This window comes from Rhodococcus sp. 105337, from assembly GCF_012844225.1.
Lineage (GTDB): Bacteria > Actinomycetota > Actinomycetes > Mycobacteriales > Mycobacteriaceae > Rhodococcus.
The window spans coordinates 62,922-75,901 of sequence record NZ_JABAGQ010000007.1; the positions used below are offsets into that span (position 1 = coordinate 62,922).

Below are 12,980 nucleotides of genomic sequence, written 5' to 3' on the forward strand. Positions count from 1 at the left end.
CATCACCACGTGGGTCACATTACGCCCACCCGAGTGACGGGTCGCGGCGGTGGTCACACTGCCGGTCGCGACGCTTCCACAGGCGGTATCGTGACCTCGAACTCGACCTACGGCACCGTAGGTTACCTGCGAGTCGAGAAGGTGGGGCGTCCTCATGACGGCTTTCGGCATCGAAGAACTGCCGGTCAAACCCCGTATGCGGGGATGGATTCACCTGTGGGCTTTCACGATCGCCGTGGTCGCAGGGATCACCCTCGTCCTCGCGTCGGTCTTCCTCGCCGATCGGCCGGACGCGGTGTGGCCGACCGCGATCTACAGCGCTACGGTCTGCGGCGTCTTCGGAGTGAGCGCGCTCTATCACCGGGTCCATTGGACCGATCCCGGCGCGCGCATGTGGATGAAGCGAGCCGACCACTCGATGATCTTCGTCTTCATCGCCGGGAGTTACACGCCGTTCGCCGTGCTGGCGTTGCCCGCCGAGACCGGCCGGACCCTCCTCGTCGTGGTGTGGGCGGGAGCGCTCGCGGGCGTGGCACTGAAGATGCTCTGGCCCACCGCGCCCCGATGGGTCGGCGTTCCCCTTTACCTGCTGCTCGGCTGGGCCATCGTGCCGGTCGCGGGCGACCTGGTCGACGAGGCGGGACTGGTGCCGATGCTGCTCCTGCTGGCAGGCGGTCTGCTCTACAGCGCAGGAGCCGTTCTCTATGCGACGAAATGGCCGGATCCCTGGCCCTCGACGTTCGGGTATCACGAGTTCTTCCATGCCGCGACGGTGCTCGCCGCGCTCTGTCATGCCGTCGCGGTGTGGCTTGTCGTGTTCGGCTGAGCGCTCTCGCTGGGCTCACGTGTCACATCTCACAGCAGGCGCCCCACAAGTCACAGATTTGTACACTCGCGAACGATGTCTATGCCGAACCTGCCCGGCTGGAGCCTGGCCTTCGAACTGACCGAGACCAACCGTGAGTGGCTCATCGAACGCCCGTTGGCGATCGCAAGCTATATCGTCGCGGCGATCGTGCTCCGATTCGTGTTGCACCGCCTGATCGACCGGATGACCAAGCCTCGCGACCCCTCGAAGGGGCCACGGCTCTCGATCCTCAAGCCGCTGCAGCAACGCGCAGGCAAGGCCGTCGGCGACCCGCACGCGCGCGAACGCCGGACGCAGCGCGCGCAGACCATCGGCTCGGTCTTCAAATCGGGTGTGTCGATCATCGTGCTGGTCTGGGCAGTGTTGCAGACTCTCGACAGTCTCGGCTTCAACGTCGCACCGTTCATCGCCTCCGCCGGCATCGCAGGCGTTGCGCTCGGTTTCGGTGCACAGAACCTGGTCCGTGACTTCATCTCCGGAATGTTCATGCTTCTCGAGGACCAGTACGGCGTGGGCGACGTGGTGGACGTGGGCGACGCCGTGGGCACGGTGGAATCGGTGGGTCTGCGTGTGACCACGATCCGCGACATCGACGGCACCCTGTGGTTCTGCCGCAACGGCGAAATCCTCAGGGTCGGCAACATGAGCCAGGGACACGCGGTCGCCGTGGTCGACATCCCGATCGCGCCGACGGCCAACGTGCACCGGGCCTGTCAGGTGGCGCTGCGTGCGGTGCTCGACCGGGTCGAGGGCGACGACATCGTGGCCGACGTGCTCGACAAGCCCGAATTGCTCGGGGTCAACTCTGTGAGCGCCGGTGTCGTGACGCTGCGGCTGACGGTGCGGGTGCGTGCCGGCAAGCAGTGGGGCGTACGTCGCTCGCTCACCCGTGCCGTACTCGAGGCGTTCGATAAGGAGGACATCGACTCGGCGTCGGTGATGCTCACGCCCGCACACACCTGACCGGCGACGCGCGGGTGCGCATCGCCGGCCGGGGTGGGACAACCGGGGTCAGGCGTCGACGGCCTGCTTCCGTGCGGCCGACCGCGCCCGCACGGCGTCGATCACGACGACGCACACGAGCGAGACCGCGCCCCAGATCGCGAAGGTGACGAGGTGGCTTCCGACCGTGTCGCCGCCGAAGTAGAGAATCGACCGGACGGACTCCACGGCGGCCGGCATCGGCAGCACCGCGTGCAGCGTCGTGAAGATCTCCGGCGTCATGTACACCGACAGCGCACCGTTGGACGCGGGGACACCCAGGAACATGAGGATGGCTACCGCCGGGAGCACCGCCAGCAGCCCGAACAGTCGAGCCGGAACCGCGGTGAACAGCGCCGTCGAGAAGATCGCGACGATACCCGTGGCGAACAGCTGCCAGAAGTGGCCGTCGACGGCTCCCACGATCGGGTCGGCAATGACCCAGATGACAGTCGACATGAACACCGACCACCCGGCGGCGATGGGCAGAAGCCGACGCAGGCGCATCGCGGCGGGCTGCGCGCTGCTCGCCACCACGACGAGCATGAACCCGGACATGATCCAGCCCATCGCGACGTAGAGCGTCACCGTCCCCATGGAGTCGGCACCCGGCAGCGGCGCGAGGTTCTCGACGGTGAGCGGCATCTGGGAACCGGCGGCCACCTGACCGAAGACCGTCGTCACGACCTGCTGCTGACTCACACCCGCGGCTTCGTTGGTGACGAGGGTCGCGGTGGGCGACGTCGCGGACGGGAGGACGTAGGCGGCGACGGCCGTCCGGTCCTGGACGGCGGCGCGTGCCGCGTCCACCGAGTCGGATGCCTCCAGGGCGAACAGGCCGGTCATGTTCTCTTCCAGACCCGCAACCACCTGCTCGGCCTGCTCGGTGGTCGCGGCCACCACCGTGACGGGCATGTCGCGCGGAGCCGGCTGGTACATCGCACCCAGCATGAACGAGAGCATCATCACGACCATGCCCAGCGGGAAGAACGCCAGCGTCACATAGCGGACGCGGTTGCTGGCCGGACGCGGTCCGGCGGTCAGCGACGGCAGCGTGATCTCGGGGTCGCCCGCGTCAGGGTTGCGACGACGCTTCAGCGCGTCGACGCCCACGGTCGCGACGAGCGCGAGCAGGGCTCCGACGGCGAGAACCAGCAAGTGACCGCCGAGGCCGTCACCTCCGAAGTACAGGACCGAACGCAGCGCTTCACCGGTGGCCGCGGTCGGCAGGAAACCGTGCAGCGTCGCGTACAGCCCCGGCAGCGCATGCACCGACATGCCCATGTTGGATGCCGGAACGCCGAGGACCATCAGGAACAACATGCCGGCGATGACGGCCATCGGTCCGAGGATGCGGGTGAGGAACAACTGCACCGCACCGACCGCGAAGACGGACAGCCACGAGATGCCCAGGACTGCGGCGGTGTTGCCCTCGACCGCGCCGAGGACCGGGCCGGCCACGAGCCACACGAGGAAGGCGATGAGGGCGGACCATCCCGCGAGCAACGGGACCACACGTCGGATCCGCAGGAGTTCCGGAGAGTTCGACAGCATGACGCTCAACGGCATGTAGCCCGCGAGCATGAGTGCGGTGGCCATGAACATCGCCGCCAGTCCGGCGGTGTCGTGCGCAGGCAGCGGGGCGAGATCCTCCACCACGAGATCGAGGCCCTGTCCCAGCACCGGCGGCGCGAGCAGGCCGCTGACCATGGAGGACTGCGAGGCACCGGCGGCACCGGCCGTGTACACCGTCGCGGTGCCGTTCTCGGCGAGTGCCACCGCGCCCGACACCTCGCGGGCCAGGACGAGATCGCGAGCGGCGTCGGCGCCGGAGACGACACGGACGTCCACAGCGTCGGGGTCGGCGTCCTCGAGGGCGCGAGCGAACTGCTCCGCTTGCTGGGCCGGCCCGGCCACGGCGATCGGCATGTTGTTGGGGGCAGGCGAGTGCATCGCGGCCAGGTAGCCCGTGATCATCATCGAGACCATCACGAACGGCAGCAGGATCATCGCGACGTAGCGGCCGATGTGTTCCTTGCGAGCACGTGCGAGGTCGGCCTCGTCGGCGTCACCTCCCGGCGGGCCGCTCTTCTCGGGCGCGAGTGTGTCGGTCAATTCGTATCTCCTCGGGTGTCCGGGCTGACGCGGCTCCCGGTGTGCTCCAGAAATACGCTGCCCGACTTAAAAAGTTACGCGGCATGTCTTAAACTCGACAAGCCGAACGTTGGTGACCTTCGTCCCATCGGCACTGGGCACACTGGTGACCCGACACAGAAAGGCGGCGGCAACGACCGTGGGCACATACGGCGACCAGGCACGACAGGCGCTCCTCGATTCGGCCGAGGAACTCTTCGCCACGTTCGGAGTGGACGCGGTGTCGAACCGGCGCATCGCCGAGCACGCCGGCAACGCGAACCATTCCGCCGTCAGCTACCACTTCGGCAGTCGCGACGCTCTCGTGCGCGCGACGATGATGCGGTATTCCGAGGACGCGCGACGTCGGCGGCGGGAACTGGTCGAGTTGCTCGGTCCCGAGCCGGGACTACGAGACCTGTTGAGCTGCCTCATCGTTCCGCTGACGGACCAGCTGGCTTCGCTTCCCGCCCCGAGTTGGCGAGCGAGATTTCTCCGGCAACTGCGCACGGTGCCCTCGATGGTCGCCACCGTGGCCGCGAACACCACGGCGGACCCGGACATCGTCCACCTCATCGGCCGGGCGCGCGCGACCGTGTCGGATCTTCCCGCGTCGGTCATCACCGGCCGGTCGTGGCTTCTCGGGCACATGGTGATCGACGCGTGCGCCGAGTACGAAGAACGTCTCGAGCGCGAATCCGTCGAGCCGAACTGGACCGGCTTCGCCTACTTCCTCGTCGACGCGTGCGCGGGCATGCTCGAGGCACCCGTGACCAGCGAAGGCGACTTCCTCGGCTCCCGGGCCGAGTCCACCTGGGCATGACGAGCGCGTCGCGCGTCGTTCACGAGGCCGCGAGTACGTCCAGGAGATCGGGCACCGACGTCACCGGACGGTCGCACACGAACCCCCGGCACACGTAGGCGGTGGGTACGCCGTCGACGAGCGGCCTGTCCACGAGCAGCGGTGACGAGCCCGGATCACCGCCCACGACGATCGCGCCACCGGGTGCGGCGTGCCGTGCGGCCCGCAGGAGGTCGCCGCCGCCGGCGACGGCGATCTGGAGAGGCCCTCGAACGGCCGCCTCCGCCACGGTCAGCCAATGGCCCGCCGACCGGGGGGCACGCTCGAGCAGTATCGACGCGGCGGCCAGGGACGCATGGGCAGCGGTGGCGTACCGGCCGTCACCGTCCTCGAGTGCCGACAGCAACAACAACGCCTCGGCGATCAGCGACGCGCCCGCCGGAGTCGCGCCGTCCATAGGATCTCGCGGCCGCGCGACGAGTGTCGTGGCGTCGTGTGCGGTGTCGAACCAGCTACCCGGTTTCTCCTGGTCGGCGAAGGCGGCCAGAGCAGTATCGGCGAGCCCGCGGGCGGGAGCGAGCCAGCTCGCATCGCCGGTTGCCTGGTGCAGGGCGACGAGCGCGGTGACGAATGCTCCGTAATCCTCGAGCACCCCGGCAGGCTCACCGACCACCCCACCGAGCGATGCCCGTCGCAGACGGCCGTCCACCAGGTGCCGGTCCAGCAGCGTCCGGGCGCAGGTCGCGGCGGCCTCGATCCACTCGGTGACGCCGAAGGCCACTCCCGCCTCGGCGAGCGCGGTGACGGCGAAACCGTTCCAGACGGTGACGACCTTGTCGTCGCGGGCTGGTTGCGGCCTGGTCTGCCTCGACAGGAGCAGCCGTTCGCGCACCCGCGCGAACCGCTCCGCGTCATCGGGATCGTCGCGCAACTGCAGCACGGAGGTGCCGGCTTCGAAGGTTCCCTCCCGAGTCACGGAGAAGACGTGCGCCGCCCAGGCGCCGTCGTCCGGCCCGAGCACCTCGGCGAGCTGCGCGGGTGCCCACGCGTAGGTGAGGCCTTCGATGCCGTCGGTGTCGGCGTCGAGCGCCGAGGCGAAGCCGCCTTCGGCGGTCAGCAGGTCGCGCAGGAGAAAGGTGGCGGTCTCCTCCGCTACCCGCCGGAAGAGCACCGCACCGGTAACCCGGGCGAGATGGGCGTAGAACCGCAGCAGCAGCGCGTTGTCGTAGAGCATCTTCTCGAAGTGCGGCACCACCCAGCCGGCGTCGACGCTGTAGCGCGCGAATCCGCCCCCGAGCTGGTCGTAGATACCGCCGCGCGCCATCGCCTCCGCGGTACGGGAGACGAGATCGAGCGTGTCGGTGCGGCGCGTGCGCTCGTACCCGCGCAGGAGACCTTCGAGCAGATTCGACGGCGGAAACTTCGGCGCTCCCCCGAATCCGCCGTGTTCGCGGTCCTCGTCACGCGCGACCGCCGACACGGCGGCGTCGAGCAGTGCGGCGTCGACTCTGCCCGCGCCGGGCGGTAGTCCACCGCTGCTGCGCTGCAACTCCCCGACGATCGCGGCCGCGGCCTTTCCGACGTCGTCGCGTCGCTGGTGCCACGTGTCGGTGATCGCGTGGAGCAGCTGCTGGAAGGACGGCATCCCCCCGCGCGGCGTGCTCGGGTAGTAGGTGCCGCAATAGAACGGCGCACCGTCGGGAGTGAGAAAGCACGTCATCGGCCATCCGCCCTGCCCGGTGGTCGCGACGGTCGCGTTCATGTAGATCGCGTCGAGGTCGGGACGTTCCTCCCGGTCGACCTTGACGCACACGAAGTGCTCGTTCATGACCGCAGCGGTCGCCTCGTCCTCGAAGGACTCGTGCGCCATGACGTGACACCAGTGGCACGCGGCGTAGCCGATGGACAGGAGTATCGGCACGTCGCGCTCACGCGCCTCCGCGAGTGCTGCCTCGCCCCACTCGTGCCAGTCGACCGGGTTACCGGCGTGCTGCCGCAGGTAGGGACTCAGTGAATCCGCAAGGAGATTCGCCATTCCCCCACGTTACGTCGAAGCGCGGGCGACGACGTCAGTTCGACGCGGTGGGAGGCGTGCGCTCCGGATCCGCCGGCGACTCCGTCTTTCCGAGCTCGACGGCGGTGGCTCCCGTCGTGGTGGACGGAGATGCCGCATCGCCGGCCTGCACGACGCCCGGCAGGGTGCCGTCGTCCACCAGCTGGTCGGGCTCGGGATTCTCCGGCTCGAAGGTCTCGGGCAGCTTGCCGAGACGCTTGTTCATGTTCCAGATCAGCAGGGCCGTCGCGATCAGCAGCACCACGACCAGCGCGAGACCGAAAGGCGACGCCTTGCCGAACTCGGGACCGGTCGGGTCCTGTGCCAGGACCGCGACCGCCAGCGTGTCTACCGTCATTTCACCCGTCCGTCCTCGATGCCCGCGAACAGATCCGTCTCGGGAATCTGCGTGACCACGCGGGTCTTGGCCAACTCGAACTCCTCCGTCGGCCAGACCTTCTGCTGGATGTCCAACGGCACCGCGAAGAAGGAGCCATTGGGATCGATCTGCGTGGCGTGTGCCCGCAGCGCATCGTCACGCTGCGGGAAGTAGTCACCACAGGTTATCTGGGTTGTCACCCGGGCCATGAGGTCGCCCTGCTCGGTCTTCCACCGGCTGAGCCATTCGTCCATCGGGAACTTCTCGCCGCGACGCACGTACTCGTCGCGGAAGAGCTCGATCCGCTTGCGGATGAAGCCGTGCGAGTAGTAGAGCTTGGCCACTTCCCACGGCTCACCGAGTTCGGGATGGAACTCGGGGTCCGCTGCGGCGTCGAACGCGGCGACCGACACCTCGTGGCACCGGATGTGGTCCGGGTGCGGGTAGCCGCCGTTCTCGTCGTAGGTGGTCATCACGTGGGGCCGGAACTCGCGGATGACCTTGACGAGCCTGCGTACCGGTTCGTCGAGCGGGATCGCCGCGAAGCTGCCTTCGGGCACCGGGGGCTTGGGGTCTCCCTCGGGCAGCCCGGAGTCGACGAAGCCGAGCCAGAGTTGCTGAACGCCCAGGATGCGGGCGGCTTCGGCCATCTCCTCGCGTCGCACTTCGCTCATCCGGTCGCGGACGCCCGCGACGTCCATCGCCGGATTGAGGATGTCACCGCGTTCGCCGCCAGTGAGCGTGACGACGAGAACATCGTGACCCTCTGCCGCATAACGCGCCATCGTGGCCGCACCCTTGCTCGACTCGTCATCGGGATGGGCATGCACGGCCATGAGCCGTAGTCCGCTCACGTGTTTTCCTCCACCTCACGTCTTGTGCATGGTCGTGACCGCACCGGCGACCGCCTCGCGGGCCGTTCGGGTCCTTCCCCTATAGTTCCACCTGATAATCCCTCCGTCAGCCGTGACCCCGCGGCACCGCCCGCCCGCCTGCACGGGCTCGAAGGCAAAGTGATGAGCAACACCACCACGACCGACCGTTACCCCTCCGATCGCTACCCCTCGAAGAAGGGGTCGATGCGGGGCAGACGCTGGGGCTTCACCGCGGCGGGTCTCGTCGCGGGCCTGCTGCTCGCGTTCGTGTTGTTCCAGAACAACTCGGCGCCGATCGAGTCGGAGATCGTGGCGTTCGATGTCGTCGACGATCACGCCATCGACGTGCAACTCAAGGTCACCCGCGACGATCCCACGCAAGACGCGGTGTGCGTCATCCGCGCGCGGTCGAAAGACGGCAGCGAGACGGGCCGGCGCGAGGTTCTGATCCCCGCATCCGATTCCCCCACCGTCGTCCTCACGTCGCGGATCACCACCACGCAACGCCCCGGAATGGCCGACGAGTACGGCTGCAGCACGGACGCCCCGGACTACCTGCGCGCGCCCTGAGTTTCATCGCTCTCAGCAGCGGTTTTCCCGGCACCTCACCGCGATGGTGCTAGAATATCGGGATACACGGTTCCACCCATTGGGGCCGTGTATTGCTGCATAGAAGCACAGTGCGGCCCTGCTCACCTGCATACCAGGGGGGATTGCGGGGGTCGTGCTCGTAGTCGTTGCACGTGCACGACTTGTCCACGGAGCCGGGGGCTCCAACCCGAAGGAAGTGATCGAGATGACCGAGACCCAGGTGACCTGGCTGACCCAGGAGTCGTACGACCGACTCAAGGCCGAACTTGACCAGCTCATCGCCAATCGTCCCGTCATCGCGGCCGAGATCAACGAGCGTCGCGAAGAGGGTGACCTCAAGGAGAACGGCGGCTACCACGCGGCGCGCGAAGAGCAAGGCCAGCAGGAAGCCCGCATCCGTCAGCTCCAGGAGTTGCTCAGCGCCGCCAAGGTGGGAGTGGCACCGACTCAGTCCGGTGTCGCACTCCCCGGTTCGGTCGTCACCGTCTACTACGACGGTGACGAGACCGACACGGAAACGTTCCTGATCGCGACGCGCGAAGAAGGCGCCCGCAACGGCGACCTCGAGACCTACTCCCCCGGTTCGCCCATCGGTGGCGCGCTGATCTCGGCGAAGGTCGGCGAGACCCGCGAGTACACGCTGCCCAACGGCAACACCATGAAGGTGACGCTCGTCAGCGCGGAGCCGTACCAGGGCTGATCCCTGAGTCGCACAAAAAGGACCAGGCCGGATTTTCCGGCCTGGTCCTTGTCGTTTCCGGCGAACTGCCGACTCTCAGATGATGCGGCGTGCCTTCATATCCGGGAAGACCGCGCCGACGCGGACGACGTCTCCGGTGGTGGGTGCGTGCACCATCTGTCCTCCACCGATGTAGATCGCCACGTGTCCCGGACCGCCTGCCTGCCAGTTTCCGAACAGCAGGTCGCCCGGCTGCGCGAGTTGGAGCGGAATCTCGGTGCCGACGCGCCACTGCGTCTCGGATGTGCGCGGGAGCGTCATTCCGGTCGCCGCGAACACCGCGTGCGACGTCAGTCCCGAGCAGTCGAACCCGCCGCCCGACGGGCCGTGGATGTTGCCGCCGCCCCAGACGTACGGAAGGCCGAGGAACTTGAACGCGAGGTCGACGATGCGATTGCCGGTGTCGGTCGAGCCACCGATCCCCAGCCCCAGGAACGGCGAGAGCATGCGCGCGAAGACCGGTTCCGACGCGCGGATCTTCGCGACGTAGGGCTTGGTCTGATTTTCGTAGTCGGGATGCCCGGACGGCATACCCCCGGATCGGCGCACGGCGCCGACTCCCGCGTTGTAGGCGGCGAGCGTCAGGTCGAGGGTGTCGCCCTGGACGAGTCCGCGCCGCTTCCAGTCGTCGATGAGCTTGTAGTTGTCGCAGAGCAGGTTGCCCGAGGCCATCACGGGGTCGGCGATGCCGAGAATGTCGGCTCTGCCGTCGCCGTCGACATCTTTGCCGTATTGATCCCAGGTTCCGGGCATGAACTGCCCGGGCCCCTTGGCGCCCACCGGTGAGACGGGTGCGGTGGACCCGTACCGGAATCCGTTCTCCGCCGAGTAGAGCGCGGCCAGCACCGGTGCGGTGACACCGTCACAGAGCGCACCTGCCTTCTTCAGCCACGGAGCGAATACCGCGATCGCGCCGATCGGGGCGAGCGTCGTGCCGGGGAGGGTCGCCGGCATCGACGGGAGGGTGACCCCGCCGCCACCTCCGGGAGCCGCGGATCCCGTGCCCGGACCGGGATTCGGCGCGAGAGGCGGAGGCGGAAGCGGAAGGGACGGTGTCACTCCGAACGGCGTCGGCCGAGCGGCAGGCGGTGCCGGTACGAGTGGCGGCGCGGGTTCCAGTGCGGCTGCCGCCTCGGCGGGAAGGTGCGGCTCGATGGCCTCCGCGACCGACCGCGTTGCGTCTGCGACGGCCTGTTGCGCACTCTCCTGCATCGGCTCGGGCAGCGCGGCCACCAAGTCCTGAGCACCTGTATCCGTTGCCGGAGCCGCAGCTTCGAAAGACTCGATTACCTGTGTGGCCTGGTCCTTTACTTCCGCTGGTATGTCGGCTCCCTGCACGAGTGCGCTTGCTGCCGTGGCCACCGCCACGATGACCGCAGACGGGTCGACTGACATCCACAACCCCCACATCCCGATGACCGAACACCCTCACCGTACTTGTGACGCCCGTCACCGGTACGAATACTGCTACTTCATATCACATATATTCGAGAACAGGTTCCAGTTTTGGGGCTGGTGAGATCACTGGGACGGGAGGGCTGAGAGTTACTCGTCCACGGAGGCGAAAAAGTCGGCCGCGTCGGCTCCCGTGAGGGCCTCGACGAGGTCCACCGCGTCCACCGGATCGTCGCCGAGCATCTCGAGCAGCACCTCGCGTTGCTCTTCCGTGACGACCTCGGCGCCGCCCGGCATCACGTGCAGCTCACCGGCAGGCAGGACCCGCGCGCACAGCAGCGTCCCGGCCGGGAGTTCGCCCGTGATCGTCGGCACGTGGACCTCGGTTACGGTGTCGCTCCGGACATCTCGCAAGGCCATTCCCTCGCCTGGACGGACGTCGAGCACCTCGAACACCGACCGCGCGACACCGGTCCATCGCCGCGCCAGCTCCGCCTCGTCCTCGGGAAGAAGCACACCCCGGCGCTCGACGAAGTCCGCGAAAGCTCCCGCCTCGTGGAGGAGTACGTCGTCGACCAACGGGTCGTGGACGGCATCGGCGACCGCGTCGTCGTCTCCGTATCCGGCGCGCGCCTCCGCCAGCGCGACCCGTTCGTCGGCCCACGACGGGTCGAGCGCGTGCATGGTCGCCTTGACGTACAGCCATTCCGCCCGCTCCGAGAGCGGATGATCCGCCTTGCCGAGATGGCACACCTTGTACTTCCGGCCCGACCCGCACCAGCACCGGTCGTTGCGCCCCAGGCCTGGTCGCTCGACAGGCTGAAAGTGCTGGAGCACGTCGTAGAGCGGATGCTCGTCCCCGCCCGGAATCCGGGAGAGCAGCGACAGGCCGCGTACCGCGTCCCCCCGATCCGACGCATAGCGAGCCAGATCGAACAACGCGAGGTCGAACTCGCCACCCTCGTCGGCGGACTTCTCGTACAGTCGCTCGGCGTCCGTGATCCGGCCGTCGGCCTCGGCCGCACGCGCGGCGAACCAGTACGCGGCAGCGGCCGATCGGCGGGGCGCATGATCGAGCAGCCACAACGCGGCTTGTTCGATGGACGCGGGAGCGAACTCCTCGCCGATCAACTCGTCCAGTACGGTCTCGGCGATCTCGGGGTCTGCCAGGACCGCGAACAAACCGGATTTGCCCTCTGCGAAACGTTCTTCGAGATCGGCATCGTCACCGGAGTCGATCGCGTCGACGAGCGATGCGAACAGAGCGACACCCGGGACCGCGTCGACGGGGATACCGAGCTGGTCGGCGTACTCGTCGAACATCGTCCTGCTGATGTACCCCTCGAAATCGAACCCTTCGGGAGCAACGAGGTCACCCGACCGCTCCAGACCGGCCGCTTCGATCGCCTCGGTCAACGGCGGGGCCGGTTCGGTGAACGCCGACGGGGTGTCGGCCAGCACCTGGAGAAGCTCGTCGTCGAGACTCGCGGCGGCGCCGTCGGCGCTCCGGCGTCCGAGGACGGCGAGCAGAGCGGGCACGGGAGTGGGATCGGCGACAACCGGCACCAGCGAGAGCCTGCCACCACCGGCGGTGAGCGCCACGAGATCACCCGGGGACCGGCCCGCGAACGTCCCGCGCGGAAACAGCAGGACTTCCGGCGGCAGCGGATCGTCGTAGGTCACGCCGCGCTCGGCGAGGCGGTCGCGTTGCTCGTCCACCGCGACGAGTTCGAAGTCGTCGTCCTCGGAGACGAGCAGCAGCAACGGTTCGACGTCGTCGACAGCGATGAGGTCACGGGTGATCTCGTCGGCCGAGAGCCGATGAGTGAAGACACGTCCTTCGAACAACGCATCGAGAGCCGCGAACCGGCCGTCGGGCAGAGACAGGACGAGGGGATGCGGGGGTAGCTCCTCGAGGTCCTGAACCAGGGCGTCGGCCTGGCCCAGACCCGCATCCTCGAGGTGCTCGGCCAGCTCTTCGGTAGCGAGGGGACCGTTCATCCTCAGTACCTCGAGAGCGGCGTGCATCAGGGCGTCTTCGGGGGCTGCACTGTCCGTCACGTTCGTGATCGTACGGGGTCGGCCACCTGGTCGGCGCCACGTCGGTATCGACGGCGAAAGGCGCCCCGAAGGGCGCCTTTCGTCGTGGTGATGCCGGGAGAAG

Annotated in this window: 11 protein-coding genes; 5 read left to right on the forward strand and 6 right to left on the reverse strand. The window is 67.9% G+C overall.

Translation table 11 applies throughout. The features are described 5' to 3' along the window. The first annotated feature begins 154 nt into the window (after nucleotides 1-154). Nucleotides 155-826, forward strand: a complete 672-nt coding sequence (locus tag HF886_RS12950; RefSeq protein WP_169621540.1) for a hemolysin III family protein — start codon at nucleotides 155-157, stop codon at nucleotides 824-826. Between the two features lie 75 nt (nucleotides 827-901). Then, nucleotides 902-1,831, forward strand: a complete 930-nt coding sequence (locus tag HF886_RS12955) for a mechanosensitive ion channel domain-containing protein (RefSeq protein ID WP_169652507.1) — start codon at nucleotides 902-904, stop codon at nucleotides 1,829-1,831. Nucleotides 1,832-1,879: 48 nt separating this feature from the next. Here the strand turns inward: HF886_RS12955 and HF886_RS12960 are convergent, their stop codons facing one another. Continuing rightward, nucleotides 1,880-3,964 carry an ABC transporter permease gene (locus HF886_RS12960; RefSeq protein ID WP_169652508.1) on the reverse strand — a complete coding sequence of 695 codons (2,085 nt, stop codon included), beginning with the start codon at nucleotides 3,962-3,964 and terminating at the stop codon, nucleotides 1,880-1,882. Between the two features lie 145 nt (nucleotides 3,965-4,109). Between HF886_RS12960 and HF886_RS12965 the strand changes: the two genes are divergently transcribed. Continuing rightward, the gene (locus tag HF886_RS12965; RefSeq protein ID WP_296551030.1) at nucleotides 4,110-4,805 is read left to right on the forward strand and encodes a TetR/AcrR family transcriptional regulator; all 696 of its coding nucleotides are present in this window, start codon (nucleotides 4,110-4,112) and stop codon (nucleotides 4,803-4,805) included. 19 nt (nucleotides 4,806-4,824) lie between these two features. Here HF886_RS12965 and HF886_RS12970 read toward each other — a convergent pair whose 3' ends face one another. From HF886_RS12970 to mca, 3 genes are read right to left on the reverse strand one after another with little or no spacing between them, the layout of a single operon-like run. After that, the gene (locus HF886_RS12970; RefSeq protein ID WP_169652509.1) at nucleotides 4,825-6,819 is read right to left on the reverse strand and encodes a thioredoxin domain-containing protein; all 1,995 of its coding nucleotides are present in this window, start codon (nucleotides 6,817-6,819) and stop codon (nucleotides 4,825-4,827) included. 34 nt (nucleotides 6,820-6,853) lie between these two features. Next, on the reverse strand, nucleotides 6,854-7,195 hold the full coding sequence (locus HF886_RS21085; protein WP_240955116.1) for a hypothetical protein: 342 nt from the start codon (nucleotides 7,193-7,195) through the stop codon (nucleotides 6,854-6,856). Then, complete coding sequence (gene mca / locus HF886_RS12980) at nucleotides 7,192-8,052, reverse strand: mycothiol conjugate amidase Mca (protein ID WP_169621707.1); 861 nt, start codon at nucleotides 8,050-8,052, stop codon at nucleotides 7,192-7,194. Before mca ends, HF886_RS21085 begins: the two co-directional genes overlap by 4 nt. Nucleotides 8,053-8,232: 180 nt before the next feature. Here mca and HF886_RS12985 point away from each other — a divergent pair, with 180 nt between their 5' ends. Together HF886_RS12985 and greA are read left to right on the forward strand one after the other, a co-directional pair. Continuing rightward, nucleotides 8,233-8,661, forward strand: coding sequence for a DUF4307 domain-containing protein (locus HF886_RS12985; RefSeq protein ID WP_169621536.1), 429 nt, complete (start codon nucleotides 8,233-8,235; stop codon nucleotides 8,659-8,661). Nucleotides 8,662-8,887: 226 nt separating this feature from the next. Then, nucleotides 8,888-9,382 (forward strand): transcription elongation factor GreA, encoded by a 495-nt coding sequence (gene greA / locus HF886_RS12990; protein ID WP_072700355.1) that lies wholly within the window; start codon nucleotides 8,888-8,890, stop codon nucleotides 9,380-9,382. A gap of 75 nt (nucleotides 9,383-9,457) precedes the next feature. On the opposite strand, the gene HF886_RS12995 is transcribed toward greA, so the two are convergent. Together HF886_RS12995 and HF886_RS13000 are read right to left on the reverse strand one after the other, a co-directional pair. Beyond that, nucleotides 9,458-10,816, reverse strand: a complete 1,359-nt coding sequence (locus HF886_RS12995; protein ID WP_169652510.1) for a bifunctional lytic transglycosylase/C40 family peptidase — start codon at nucleotides 10,814-10,816, stop codon at nucleotides 9,458-9,460. Between the two features lie 150 nt (nucleotides 10,817-10,966). Beyond that, nucleotides 10,967-12,877, reverse strand: a complete 1,911-nt coding sequence (locus HF886_RS13000) for an SEC-C domain-containing protein (protein ID WP_346765360.1) — start codon at nucleotides 12,875-12,877, stop codon at nucleotides 10,967-10,969. Nucleotides 12,878-12,980 lie beyond the last annotated feature (103 nt).

Coding starts and splice junctions, on each gene's coding strand:
- HF886_RS12950 (WP_169621540.1), top strand. CDS start 155: ATGACGGCTTTCGGCATCGAAGAACTGCCGGTCAAACCCCGTATGCGG.
- HF886_RS12955 (WP_169652507.1), top strand. CDS start 902: ATGTCTATGCCGAACCTGCCCGGCTGGAGCCTGGCCTTCGAACTGACC.
- HF886_RS12970 (WP_169652509.1), bottom strand. CDS start 6,819: ATGGCGAATCTCCTTGCGGATTCACTGAGTCCCTACCTGCGGCAGCAC.
- HF886_RS21085 (WP_240955116.1), bottom strand. CDS start 7,195: ATGACGGTAGACACGCTGGCGGTCGCGGTCCTGGCACAGGACCCGACC.
- mca (WP_169621707.1), bottom strand. CDS start 8,052: ATGGCCGTGCATGCCCATCCCGATGACGAGTCGAGCAAGGGTGCGGCC.
- HF886_RS12985 (WP_169621536.1), top strand. CDS start 8,233: ATGAGCAACACCACCACGACCGACCGTTACCCCTCCGATCGCTACCCC.
- greA (WP_072700355.1), top strand. CDS start 8,888: ATGACCGAGACCCAGGTGACCTGGCTGACCCAGGAGTCGTACGACCGA.
- HF886_RS12995 (WP_169652510.1), bottom strand. CDS start 10,816: ATGTCAGTCGACCCGTCTGCGGTCATCGTGGCGGTGGCCACGGCAGCA.